The organism is Microbacterium sp. MMO-10 (assembly GCF_037148715.1).
Lineage (GTDB): Bacteria > Actinomycetota > Actinomycetes > Actinomycetales > Microbacteriaceae > Microbacterium.
The window spans coordinates 701,523-714,414 of record NZ_JBBCSV010000001.1 but is presented as its reverse complement, the minus strand read 5'-3'; the positions used below and the strand labels follow the sequence as shown (position 1 = coordinate 714,414).

Below are 12,892 nucleotides of genomic sequence, written 5' to 3'. Positions count from 1 at the left end.
AGCCGCCGACCTTCCGTGAGGTGTTCGCGGAGCTCGCCGCCCACGACCCCGACGCCGCGGAGCGTCAGGAGGCGTGGTCTTCGGCGTCGGTGCGGTACCTGACGATGGTGCACTGGCGGCGTCGCGGATGGATCCGCTTCCGACGGGAACCGCGTACCCTCCGATCAGGTCCCGCGGCAGGCGAACTGTTTACACTCGGGCCCACGCGGTATACGCCGACGCGGAAGTCCCGCGCCTAGACAGTCCCCGGGGGCGAGTCGGGGTGGGCGGAGTCGAACGCGCCGAGGAGTTCTTCCAGCGCGACCCGTAGCTCGTTGTAGCCCATCGTGTAGAACAGCGCGTCGGAGTTTGAGGTTTCGCTGCCGTCGAGGTCGGTAATGGTCTGGCGGGCCTCACGGATTGCGATGTCGAGCCATGGTTCGGCGTCTGGGAGGCCGCGGATCCACGCGTCGATTTCGGTGAAGGGGACGGGCGTGTAGCCGTGGGCGTCGACGCCGACGTGGAACTGGTGCCCGTTCGGTCCGTGGTCGCGGGCGTGGGTGTAGGAGTGGGATCCCGTCGTCCCAGCGCGGTCGATGGGTGGTGTGCCGATCCGACTCCTGCGAGTCGCCCTTGTATGGGTAGTGAGAAGCGAGGATCCGATACCCGCGTCGGGTGCCTTCGATGACCTCCGGCAGAATCGTCCAACCGGCCGCTTCGTAGAGCGCCGCGAACCGTTCGATCGCCTTCTTCGACTGCGTCGCCGGTGACACCCGGTCGTGGTTTCCGGGGACCAGGAATCGGCGGCCGTGCAGTTGCGCGGTGATACCGATCGATTCCTCGATCGGGCCGAGCGCGACATCTCCGAGGTGGAGCACCACCTCTGTCGGACTGACCGTTTCGTTCCAGCGGCGGATGAGTTCAGCGTTCATCTCGTCGACCGTTGCGAACGGGCGATCCGCGAGTTCGCTGATCCGCGCGTGGCTGAAGTGGGTGTCCGCGGTGACGAAGTCGACCTGGTCGAAGTCGAACCGCGGATACAGGTTCACGACGACGCCCCTCTCGCAGGTGATCGGTGTCTCGCATGATCTGGTGTCTCTAGCGTGCCAGTAGGCGACGACAGGTATCGCTAGAGCTCGTCGAGATCGATCCCGAACTTCCGAGCGACATCGGCGAGCGGGACGTCCGGGCTGTCGGCGGGACGTTCCCGGGCGATGCGGGCGATCTCCTCCGCCTCGGCCGCGTCCTCCACCGCGGCGATCGCCGCCAGCTGCTCGACCAGCACCTCGACGGGCGTATCGTCGGCGGTCGCGCGGCGTCGGATCTCGGCGGCGGCGTGGCCGAGGGTGTACATCCGCTCCCACGGGTGGTCGCCGTGCCGGTCGATGGCGACAGTGTCGCGAGTGTAGCTGCGCTCGTCGCCGGGGACGAGCCAACTTTCGGTGCCGTCCGAGGTGCGGAAGAAGTCGACGTAGCAGTTCCCGCACGGCATCCGGTACACGCCTGGCTCGGTAGGTGCGGATTCGCTGCTCCGCGCGATCATGTCGCGGATGATCTGTTCCCAGTCGGTGTGGTCGTCTGTGTGCGGCACGGTGGTTCCCCTTCCAGCAGAACAGAGCAGTCTGTCATGCCGATGACGCGGTGTCCACGGCATCGGGGATCAGAGCCCGTCCACGTCGGGGTGTCCTCGAGGTGGTCTGGGATGGTGCCACACGAGCGCTAATCGAGGACAGCGGCCTGGTCGATCGCCAGGTTGATGGTGGTTTGCGCTGTGTGCCATGGAATGCGTTCTTGTTCGAGGCGGAGCGGCGGCTGTCCAGCGTCGAGATATTCCAGCGCGGCACGTTCATCTTGCGTGAGGACTGGTTCGGGTGGGTCTACGCGACCGCTCGGGTCGGCGTTCGCGAGTGGTTCGAACTCCCGGACAGTGTCGGCGTGCATGAGTAGGGAGGCGATCTCGGGCACCCTAGCCCGGGCACGCGACAGCAGTGTGATCCCGGCTCGATCGAGGTCTCCCCAGTACCAGGTGCGTGCGGACCGCAGCCATGGGAGCGCGTCGAGCACGTCGAGAAAGTTGCCAAGCGAATGAATCACTACAAGCCCTGCTCGGTCCTCTATTGGCGTCGCGGCCTCCTTGTTCTCGATGATCAGGACGTCATCGGGGGTGAGGGGGAGGCCGGCGACTTCTTCGACGGGTGCTCGGAGTTGGCGGATGCCGCCCACGAGTCGGCGGTCGGCGGGGTCGGCGAGGATGACGTCGACGTGGTTCGGCAGTCGCCGCAGTCCGAGTAGATCGAGGTCGTTGATGTCGAGTTCAGGGTCGACGGCTTCTGCGCCAAGATCAGCCACCCGGTTGGGGATGTCGGTTCGAAGCAGGCAGATGACGATCGCCTTGTGCCGTCCCAGCCACTTGGTGTGGAGACCTGTGACAGGGACTTGGCGGGCGGTGAGCCCGGATGCGGGGTTGTTGCGGAACCATTCCACGACGCGCAGGAGCAGTTCGAAGTCGTAATCGTCGAGGTCGACAATGCGGGGCAGGATCGGCCGCAGCTGGTCGGTGGAGACGTCGAGGTCTGCCAGTTGGGGGTAGCGGGAAATCGCGGTCTGCCAGTGGTTAGCGGTCGCGGGGTCGAGTCCAGCGAGCGCTGTTGGCCCAGGGATGTCGATGTGTGTGTAGACGACCTGAGCGCCAGCGGCCGTGCGGACGGTCGCGGTTCGCAGGCTGGTAGCGGGGTGCAGGTCGTGCCAGGCACGCCACGCATGTAGCCACGTCCGGACGGCCTCTTCTTGTGCGGGGATGGTTGACGCGGTGGGTGGCTGGAGGGGGAAGGTGATCTGTTCAGGGGAGGATTGTGTGAGCCAGGCGCGCCAGGACGACTTGTAGCGGGTGGTGATAAGACGTTCAACGTCTGCGGGGCTCCTCACGCGGCTTCCTCGATACTGAGCGCTTCGCTGATCGTCATCTCGAAGATGCGCACGCCCTGCGGGTTGGCTGGGTCGGAGTTGATGTATGCGACGGTTTCCACGTGGGACTCGAACGCCGTTGCCTTCTCACGCGGCGCGCCGATGATGAGCTGGAACCCGAGCGCGGACAAGGCGGCGAGGGCCCGTCCGGTGTAGTCGCTATCGGCTTTGACAAATCCTTCATCGAGCACGATCGACGCGTAGGTGGGAGGGGCGTCCGTTCCTTCGCCCAGCCGATATCTCAGGGCTGCGCCGAGGATGAATGCGATGAGTTCCTGCCCCTCCCCGCCGCTCATCCCGGAGACACCGTCGTGCACGATTTCGACGCCGTCGGCTCTCTTCTCGATTGCCTTGAACTCGACGTGTTCGCGCGCGTCGAATACGCGGCGACGCCAGCTCTCGCCGGTTCGGGTGAGGTCGTCGAGGAGGGCCAGTTTGCGGCGCAGCCGGTTGAAGTCGCGTTCGATCTTCTCCGCGTCGCGTTCGATGGATTGGTGGAGGGTGTTGCTGGTGTACTCCGAGATCGTGGAGCGGAACTCGTTGAGCTCACCGCTGGGTTTGTCGGAGACGTCGATCGTGAGGGTGGAGTCGACGCGGAACGCCACACGCTCGAGAACCCTATCGATGGGGGCGAGGCCTCGGACGATTGAGCGGCGATCGTCATCGATCTGGACGAGAAGTCCTCGCAGCTGTGTGTTCATGTCCTGGTCGACCTGCTCGAGCCAGCGTTGCTTGGTGCGGGGGAGGTCATCGGTGAGCAGCTGGTCGTGAATGGAGAGCAGCGCCGGCAGGCTGTCGATGCTCTCGTCGATTTCCCTCTGGTTTCGATCCTCCAGGCCGCGGAATGCACGGATGGTGGCGAGGACAGCGGTCTCGAGTGCTTCGCGTTCCTTCCTGAGTGAGACGAGCTGGTTCTGCAGATCCGTGGCCGCTTGCCCGTAGCTGGCTTCGATTGCCGCACGGAGCGCGCGACCCGTCGCCGTCGTGACATCGACGGGAGGTGCGAGGAATCCGAGTGTGCCGGTGGCCTCGCGTTCGTCGGCGTCCAACACGGCGGAGTCGTCGATGAGAAGAGATGACTCGTCTTCCAGGTCGACCAGCACTCCCCACGCTGCGTTCAGAGTCGTGAGCTTCGTCTCGATCTCGCGTGCGTGCAGCTCCGACTCGGTCATTTCTGTTCGCGCGTCGTCCAGTTGCTTCTGGAGTTCGGTGACTTCGGGGGTGTTGGCCTCGGCGATCTCCTCTTGGAGCTGTCGCACCTGGTCGGCTGCAGGTGCCGTATCGATGGATGACCAGTCGAGTTCTTCGAGGAGTGTCGTGAGGCGCTGTGCCCGATCGCGTGCGTCGTCGCGTGTGGCTTGAGCGGTGTTGGACGCGGCGTCAGCGGGTGCCAGTTCCGCGGTAAGCGACGCGAGGTTCTGCTCAAGGTCGCGGCGTAGATCGGCGGTGTCCCAGCCGATGAACGAGTACCTCTGTACCGAGTCGTCCTTCGCGAACCGTCCGAATGCTGCGGTGCGCATCCCTGCGCGGGTGACGGCGCCGTTGAGGTGTGACGCACGTTTGGTGTCCAGATCCGAGTCGCGTTCCACGAGCTGGTAGGAGAATCGGTCGACGAGCTCGTTGAGTACCCACGGGGCGAACGGTGAGTCCGCCAGTTCGACAATCGCCGGTACGGTGCCGGGTACCGGCTCGCGCTGAGAGCCCTGTTCGCGAACGGGAACGAGCGACACGTGCATCCGGGTGTCATGCTCATTGATGAATCGCCGAACGGTGATGAAGTGTTCCTGATCGACGACGAGATCCTTGGCGACGCCGCGCAGAACACTGAAGACGGCAGCCTCCCATGATTGGTGCTCGGCCTTGATCTGGATGAGTTCACCGAAGAAATGCAGCCGGTCCAGCGGCACGTTGGTAGCTGCGGCGATGTCGGCGCGCAGCTGAGCCGCCTCGGGAGAGATGTTGGATCGTCGGGAGCTGAGTTGATGCAGCTCGTGTGCGACCGACTTCCGTTGTCCGGCGATCATGCCCGCGCGGAGCACCGCAGCCTTGGCCTCGGCGTCAAGAGCGATCTGTTGGGTCTCCAGTTGGGTGCGCATATCGCTGAGGTCGTCCTGCAGAAGCAACAGATCACCCTGCGAGGCGGGCAGGGTGCGGTCGAACTCAGATAGGCGACGGGAGACGGCTGCGCGGTGAATGCCGATCCGGTCCAGGTTGTGCTGGGCGGTGTCGAGTTGGACCTTGAGGAGGGGTGCTTTGTCTCCGCCGGCCGAGGTGAGGCTGAGCAGGAGGTTGTCGAACGTTGTCTTCGCGTGTGTCCTTCGCGTGTTCGCTGCCTGCAGATCTTCGTTGGTCTCTGCCGTCGTCAGGCGATTGTCATCGATCCGTGCGCGCAACCAGTCGAGGAGCTTGTGGGCGTGCCAGATCCGTAGGCGCGCGGGGGTCCCTTCGGCCCGCTCCAAGAGGAGTGAAGTCTTGCGTGTGTGGTCTTTGCCCGCGTGCTGGTACTTCTCGGCGAGCTGAGGGAGGCGGGTGAGGGTCTCCAGCTGGCGTCGGGTGGCTTCGTACTCGTCATACAGACGTGACGCCTCTCGGTACGCCTCGAGCGCGGTTCCCCACCGGTCGAGCGCGAGCGGCTCGGTGAGCACAAACTCCTTGAACAGCGCGTTGATGTTGAAAATGCCTTTGGAGGCCTGGGCGCGGCGCAGCAGGTGCATGGCAAGGCGCTGGGATTCGTCGGACTTGCCCATCTCCATCACGGAGCGCATCTTCGCGTGGATCTTGCTCTGTGAGGAATCGACGAGATCACCGCGGCTGGTGTCGATCAGGCCGCTGAGCGTCGTCTTGGTCAGGGGCGATGAGCCGGAGCGGACACCGGTGAGCCCGTTCAGGCGGTCCAGGTCGAAGTCGCCGGAGACGAACCCGTAGATCGTATTCGCGTTGATCGCGTCGGCGCCGGTGGTGTCGCTGGCAACCCATGCGAGTCGAAACACCGTGACCCGTCGGCCATCGTCATGAGCCCACGTGATCGCAGCGCCGCTGGCGAACCCGTTTGTGCCGGGTGGACGCACGTAGGTGGTTGTGCCGGAGCGTCGGTTCTCGTCACGCCGCCGGTCAGTGAGCCCACGCGCGTACGTGTATACGGTGCGCTCGCGCTTCTGGCCTTTGTCGTCGCGTGCGGCCTGGTTGAACTCTTGCGGGTTGGGAAGGATGACCGAGGCCATCGCATCGAGCAGGGTGGACTTGCCGCGTCCGGACGGTCCGAGGATCGCGGTGCCGGCACGTTCGACATGCATGACCTGTAGGTCGGAGTATCCGCCCCAGTTCAGGACCTGGACCTTCTCGATGCGGAACTGCCCATTGATTAGCATCAGGACTCCTCGTCAAGGAGCTGGGCTGAGTTTTCGGTGCCATTCCCGTCATTTGCGGTGGCGCCTGCCCCGAGCCGGTATGCCGCTTCCAGCCGCGTCAGTTCATCGACACCGACAAGAGGTACCACGACTGGCGAGATCGTGTAGAGGTAGTCGGCGTCAGGGTCCTGGTTGAGCAGCCGCAGATCCTGCAGCTGCCGGATGGCGGCGGTGACGCGACGATCGAACTTCGCCTGGTCGCCGTCGTCATCCTGGCGGTAGGCGCTAAGGAACTCGTCGATCTGAGCCCGGGTGACCACGACGAGCTCGTCCTGGGGGTCGGCGTGGGCGCACTCCTGGCAGAGAAAGATGAGCAGGAACGAGGCGTCGCGACTGAGCGGGCGATCTTTGCGGAGGATGCGGGGAGTGTCCTCCTCCATGATCTGCCGTTTGAATGCGACGCCGTGGTCGTGGTCGATCTCCAGTGTCAGGTAGAGATCTGCGAGGCGGCCGCGGATCTCTTCTTCATACCCACGCAGGATGTCCCACACGGCGCGATTCCTCGTCCGGGTGATGAACCGGTTCGTGAGAAGCACGACGAGCGCGCGGCGGGCACCGTCAGGGAAATCCTCGGGGGCGTCAGGCGCTAGCTCTCCTGTATCGGTGGTGCCGTGTCCGTCGCTCATTCGTGCTCACCGATCATGATGGGTGTGTCGAAGCGTAGATGGGGGAGCGCGACGTGGAGTGCACGTTCCTGCGCGGGCTGGAGTGCGACGCGATCTCTGATGTGGTCTGATACCTGGCCGTAGGTGATGGCTAGATCAAGGAGGGAGACGAGTGCTCCCAGCCGTCGGAAGTCTGGCGGCGTCGCGTCGAAGACTTCGCTGCCGGTCACCGCACCGCGCTCACGGATCAGCCGGTTCACGGTCCGGGCGACGACTCTCGGGCTCGTCCCAGCCGCCAGCCGCAACGCCTCACGATCCGCAGTCGGGAGGTCTGCGTGCGGCGAGATCGCGCGGACCTGAACCTCTTGAGGTCCCCGGTCGATCCAAAACTGGGTCTGGGAGATGTCGGTGGTGTCGATCGTTCCGATGCCGAGCACGTCGCTGTCGATCACCGCGGGGCCGGGGTGCCGTTCGACCCATTCGGCGCCGGCGCTGAGCGCCCGGTCAGCGAGGGCGAGGAGGCGCCGGTGCTTCTCGTGTGTGCTCCTGGTGAGGAAGCGCCGCAGTGACGAGGTCCATTTGACGTAGCTCTGCTGTACGCGAAGTTGCGCGGCGAGCAGGGTCGAGAACATCGTCTCGAGCTGCGCCCGCTCGGTCACAGTCATGTGCTCGCGGGCGAACTCCTGGGAGAGGATCTGATCGATGTCGTCCGGGATGGATTGGGCCTGCTTGGACGTCAACAGCCTCGAAAACCCTTGGTAGGAGCGGCCCTCGGGGGTGTCGCCGAGGAGGTCGTGCTCGTGGAGGTAGTCCTCGACGAGCTCTGCTTTGGTAGGACCGTCGGCCATCGCTCGTCGGGCGACTCGCTGGTGACGGTCCTCGACAAGGGTGCGCAGTTGCCGGAAGTCCGCAGGCAGCGTGCGGGTCATCGCCAAGATCTCACGCAGCTGCTGTTGCTGCTCCTCCACGGTAGACAGCCGGGTCCGACCAGACTTGATGTCGTCCCGCTGCTTCTTGAGCCGGGAGATCTCCCGATCGATCCGACGAACCTGCACGCGCCGGTCGGGGTTGGTCATATCCGCGAGCGTGTGGACGGCATGCGCGATGCTCTCTAACCGAGCCGTGGTGACAGTGGTTTCACCGTCGACGATCTCACGGACGAACTGCAGGGCTCGCAGCGAGTAGGCGGAGAGCCGGTATCGCAGGCGGCCAGCGTCCATCTCCGTTTCCAGCCACCGGTCCTCGACCCACTTTTTACAGTGCTCGGCGGGAGTACGATCTCCCGTCATGCTCGGCAAGGCGTCGATGGTCTCAGCGACCCGCTCATGGAACCACTCCGCGGAGACGGAACCATCGATGGTCCCCAGGTGGGTGGCGAACAGCGGCAGGACCCAGTCGCGACTGTATGCGCCGAGAAGACGAAGAGTCGGGTTGGTGTCGACGGCTTCAGCCAACTGCTGTGGTGTTGCTGTCAACGGGTCCCCCCTGCCGGCCTCAGGTGTCGCCAGTATCTCCTATACCGACGACACGGTGCCGCTTTGGCGGGCGGACGGGGGCTCGAGGAGGGCGAGGATGCGTGCGCCTGGGCACCCTCATCCGCCAGATGCCCTCGGCGGTATGTGGTCGGGGTCGGCAGCCCGGGGTACGTAGCGTTCTTGTCGAGGCCGGGGTCTCCTCCCACCCGAACGACGGCCAATCACGCGCCGGCGCTGAGGTACGCGGCTCTGGCCTCGCTCAACTCTGCCCAGTGCGCCTCGAGGCCGGCCAGAGTGGGGCTGACGTTCAGGGTGGGGAGCGGCTGGGAGTGTCCGTCGATGTAGCGGCAGGCTTCTTCGAACACGCGGTTCACAGTCTCGATAGCGGCAGGCAGGGCGGCCGTCTTGATGTTCGGTAGCGCGGTCATCCGCACGTTGGGCTGGTAACGCTGCGTCACCCCCTGCAGCAGCTCAGTTTCGGTGAACACCTCGCACCAGGCCCGGATCCAGTCGTAGCCGGTGCGTACGAGCGCGGCGCGCGCATCACCCTGCTGGGACTTGGCGGCCTGGATGGTCTCGTTGATGTTCTTCTTCAGATTGCTGATGCTGTCCCAGCGGGGCCCGGTAGCTCGGGTGACCTGCCCCTTGCCGTCCTCGTCGGTGATGTGGAAGTACGAGCATCGTTTGGACGCTGCCATCAGGTTCAGCAGTGTGGTGGCGAAGAAGATGTCGTGGGTGAACACGATCACCTGGGTCGTGTCGGCGAGTGCCGCGACACGCTGCGCGACCTCGTTGATGCGGCGATGATCGAGACTGGAGACCGGGTCGTCGAAGATCACCGGTGCGGTGATGCCGGCGAGGCGTGCTTCGGCGAGAAAGTCCGCCATCGCGAGAACCTTCTGCTCGCCCTCGGAGAGGACCTTCGACGGCTTGTGCTTGCCGGTGAGGACCTTGCGGCGGTGCGCTCGTCCCTGACGGCCCACGAACTCGACTTGAAGTTCGGGTGCACGGAGCGCGGTGCGTTCTTCGGCGAACAGCGCGTCGAAGCTTTCGTTGATCATCTGGTCGCTCGCGGTTTTGGCAAGGCCAGTGACCGCGCGTAGTAGCGCAGGCATGGGCTTGGCGAGCAGTGCGAGGCGGTCGGCTTGTTTCGCGTCGCGCACCTGTTGTTCGATGATCGCCCAGGACCGGGCGAGTTCGGCGGCAGCTTCGAGTTCGACCAGTTCCTTCTTCTTCTCAGCGAGTGTTTCCGCGCGCCGCGCGGCTTGTCCTCGCAGTTCCACCAGGGCGCCGCTGGTGGTCTCGAGTGCTTCGGTGAGGCCATCTGCGTCGGCGGCCACGTGAGCCAGGAGGTCGGCTGTGACGGGGGTGTTGTCGCGGAGGTGGTCAAGGAGCGCGGTGGCAGTGCTGAGCGTGCGTTCCAGCAGTGGCAAGAACACGGGCTGCGGGTTGCTCGTGGCGTGGTCGCGCGCGTAGGCGTCGACATCGCTGGTCCGGATGCCGAACACGGGTGAGGTCAGGGCGCTGAGCCGCCCCTTGGCGGCTTCGATGTCGCCGGCGATCTTTTCCTCGAGGAACTCGGAATACTTTCCGATCAGCGCCCGTGCCGGGTCACTGAGCGGTTGGCGGCAGTAGAGGCACCGGTCTGCGTCGTGCGCGTCGTGTGCGCTCAGGTGTGCTTCGTACTCCTCACCGGCCTGGATGAACCGGGTCCAGGTGTCGTCGGGGGCGGCGGGCAGGTCCGCCGCTTCGAACAGCGCCGCGCGGAAGGCTCGATACTCCTCCTGCAGGTACGCCAGGGCGGTGAGCTCGCTGCTGTACGTGGCGGGGCTGAACCGACCGAGAATCTGTGCGGCCGTGCTCGCCTCGGCTAGGACACGCTCGGCGCGTTGTTGCAGGGTGATCTCGGCGCTGATCGTGTCGGCCTCCAGCGCGGCCACGGTGCGGCGCAGTGTCCCGATGCGGGTATCAGCGTCGGTGTGGTGGTCGGCCATCGCCCTGAGCTGGTCCAGGTCTGTCGCGGCGCCGAGCGTCTCGATCAGCGGGTACACCGACGCCGCTCGCGGGAATCGGCCCAGCAGTCCTGTGGGGCCGGATCGCAGGTCGCTGATTGCCGCATCAATGCGGGCCTGGACGGCCTTGATTCCGGCGATGACGTGGTTGAACAAGGCAAGCGCGGCGGGGACGTACACATACTCGAGGTCTTCGTCGACATGGAAGCTCACCGATGGGCTGTCGAAGATCGAGATGCGCGTGAACGGGGCAACCCCCCGTTGCCCTGTCCAGGCGTACGTCTTCGCTTCCGCTCCGAGTTGGTAGCCGATCGTCGCGGACGGGGATTGCGGCGCCGTCGCCTCGATATCCCCGAGGATGACGTCCGCGGTGCGGCTGGCAGCAAGCGCTTTGAAGATTCTCGAGTACCCGGTCTTGCCGGTGCCGTTCTCACCGAACAGAATGGTGAGGCCCTGATGCGGTTCGATGACCCCACCACCGATCAGAGCGTTCACCCCCGCAACCTCTGACAGTGAGGTCACGGTCAAAGGTTCGAGCGCCTCGTCCTCCCCGTCGATCATCGCGAGCTGATCCTCGGTCGACAGTTCCCGGGCGTCCAGCGCCTTCTCTTGCCGGAACAGCGTGTACGCGTGGTCCTCTTCGTCGGAGTTGAGAGGGCCAGCTCCGGTGAGTACGACGCGCACGATGTACCGCACCCATTCGTCGGAACTGTTCGCCCACGCGCCAAGAAGCTGACGGGGGTCCACCCGTGTGTCCGCTTGCACCGCGTCCGTCATCGACCGACCTCCGTCGCGACAGCGGTGTCCATGGAACGCGCTGCTCACCGCCGACTCTATCGTCGCCCTGACAGGACGCCGAGCTGTGCGTCGCGCGGGCCGCTGGAGTTGGTGCGGGAGATGGGGCACGCTGATCGGATGACTGAACGAAACACCTGGCCACGCAACCGGTCGACGCTTCCTGGCGGTGGCCTGTCGACGCTTCCTGGTGGCGGCTTGTCCACCCTGCCGGGTGACGGGGCCTCTACGCTTCCCGGCGGTGGTCTGTCGACACTCCCAGGTGGTGGCCTGTCGACCCTTCCTGGTGGCGGTTTATCCACGCTCCCTGGTGGCGGTATGTCGACGCTTCCTGGCGGTGGTCTGTCGACGCTTCCCGGGGGCGGCTTGTCTACGCTTCCTGGCGGAGGTCTCTCCTCGCTGCCTGGGGGTGGGCTGTATGACGGTGCAGACCCGAACCCGTACCGCTCGAATCAGCCACCCATGACCCACTTCATCCCCTACCTCCGCCATCAGGGGCTGAACGATGTCGCCGATCTGCTGGCGCGTGCTCACGGGCTGAACCTGTAACGAATCACGAGCTCTGCTTCATCGGAGCGGCCCCACGTTCACCTTGACACTCCACCGGGTACCGTCGAGCTGTGTTCTTGCTGCTTGACGCCAACGTGATCGTCGGCAATCCGCTTCTGCGCGGGCGGCAGTGGGACGCCGTCGCGGATGCGGTCGCTTCCGAAGCGCTCGATCTTTATGTGCCCGAGCTTGCGGTCGATGAAGCCGTGGCACGGTACCGCGACAGTGCAGCATTGCGTGAACGCGAGGCGAAGAAGGCTCTCAAGACATGGCCGCCGAGGTCACGGGAACTCGTCCAGGAAGCCATCAACGCTTCAGAGTCCTTCGCCGCCGAGTACGAGAGTCTTCTGCGGGCGCGCCTCGAACAGATGGGTGCAGAGATCGTCGGCTACCCGGAGGTAGAGCATCGTGAGGTCGCGTTGCGGGCGATCTCACGGTCGGCACCGTTCGACAGGGAGGGCAACGGATACCGTGACGCGCTGCACTGGTACGTCTTTGTCGATCTGCTTCTCACGTGCGAACCCGAAGATCCGCACGCGTTTCTTCTGTCGGCTGACAAGCGTGCGTTCGGACCAGCGCGACGGCGCGAACTCTTGGCCGAGATCGAGAAACTCGATGTGGAGTGGGAGGTGAAGATCCTTGAAAGCATCTCCGATTTCAAGGTTCCCGGGCAGTTCCTCGATGACGAGGGCTCATTGGACTACGAGCAGGAGCGACAGCTTCACGACGCGGTACAGGATGCGGTGCTGGCAGGCGGAACACCCAAGGACTTCACTCACTCGCTGGCAGCGAAGACCGAGTTCGACGTTGCTGATGTGCTTGAAGTCTTGTTACTGGATGTGAACGTGGAAGGGGTGCAGATCGAGCGAAAGTCGCGCGATCTATGGATCAACTACACCGCCCAGGCAACGTGCCTCGTGAAGCTCGAGAGCGTCGAGATCCTCGACGAGGACGCCGGCGACTACGCCACCCATCGGGACACCGCCGTATGGGTCCTGGATCTCAGCGGCAATGCTTACTCGTCAGGGAACCGCATCGACGAGGTCGCCTCCCTGCGTCTCGACACCATCGAAGGAGACGCACCGGCATAGATCGAAGGAGACGCA

General features: G+C 64.7%; 8 protein-coding genes. 1 reads left to right on the top strand and 7 read right to left on the bottom strand.

Going from position 1 to position 12,892, the window contains the following annotated elements; genetic code table 11:
• Positions 1–392: 392 nt before the first annotated feature.
• From WFJ17_RS03395 to WFJ17_RS03365, 7 genes are all read right to left on the bottom strand, one after another.
• Positions 393–1,028, bottom strand: coding sequence for a metallophosphoesterase (locus WFJ17_RS03395; RefSeq protein WP_171024259.1), 636 nt, complete (start codon positions 1,026–1,028; stop codon positions 393–395).
• 80 nt (positions 1,029–1,108) lie between these two features.
• On the bottom strand, positions 1,109–1,570 hold the full coding sequence (locus WFJ17_RS03390; RefSeq protein ID WP_138174597.1) for a zinc ABC transporter ATPase: 462 nt from the start codon (positions 1,568–1,570) through the stop codon (positions 1,109–1,111).
• A gap of 128 nt (positions 1,571–1,698) precedes the next feature.
• Entirely contained in the window at positions 1,699–2,904 is a 1,206-nt protein-coding gene (locus WFJ17_RS03385; RefSeq protein WP_138174595.1) for a Wadjet anti-phage system protein JetD domain-containing protein, read from the bottom strand.
• Complete coding sequence (locus WFJ17_RS03380; protein WP_138174593.1) at positions 2,901–6,311, bottom strand: ATP-binding protein; 3,411 nt, start codon at positions 6,309–6,311, stop codon at positions 2,901–2,903. Before WFJ17_RS03380 ends, WFJ17_RS03385 begins: the two co-directional genes overlap by 4 nt.
• Positions 6,311–6,976 carry a DUF4194 domain-containing protein gene (locus WFJ17_RS03375; RefSeq protein ID WP_138174591.1) on the bottom strand — a complete coding sequence of 222 codons (666 nt, stop codon included), beginning with the start codon at positions 6,974–6,976 and terminating at the stop codon, positions 6,311–6,313. The genes WFJ17_RS03380 and WFJ17_RS03375 overlap by 1 nt, the downstream gene beginning before the upstream one ends.
• Entirely contained in the window at positions 6,973–8,409 is a 1,437-nt protein-coding gene (locus WFJ17_RS03370) for a DUF3375 family protein (RefSeq protein ID WP_171024258.1), read from the bottom strand. The genes WFJ17_RS03375 and WFJ17_RS03370 overlap by 4 nt, the downstream gene beginning before the upstream one ends.
• A gap of 242 nt (positions 8,410–8,651) precedes the next feature.
• The gene (locus WFJ17_RS03365; RefSeq protein WP_138174587.1) at positions 8,652–11,219 is read right to left on the bottom strand and encodes an AAA family ATPase; all 2,568 of its coding nucleotides are present in this window, start codon (positions 11,217–11,219) and stop codon (positions 8,652–8,654) included.
• Between the two features lie 638 nt (positions 11,220–11,857).
• On the opposite strand from WFJ17_RS03365, the gene WFJ17_RS03360 reads away from it, so the two are divergent.
• Positions 11,858–12,877: a PIN domain-containing protein gene (locus tag WFJ17_RS03360; RefSeq protein WP_138174582.1), complete on the top strand. Its 1,020-nt coding sequence runs from the start codon at positions 11,858–11,860 to the stop codon at positions 12,875–12,877.
• Positions 12,878–12,892: the final 15 nt, after the last annotated feature.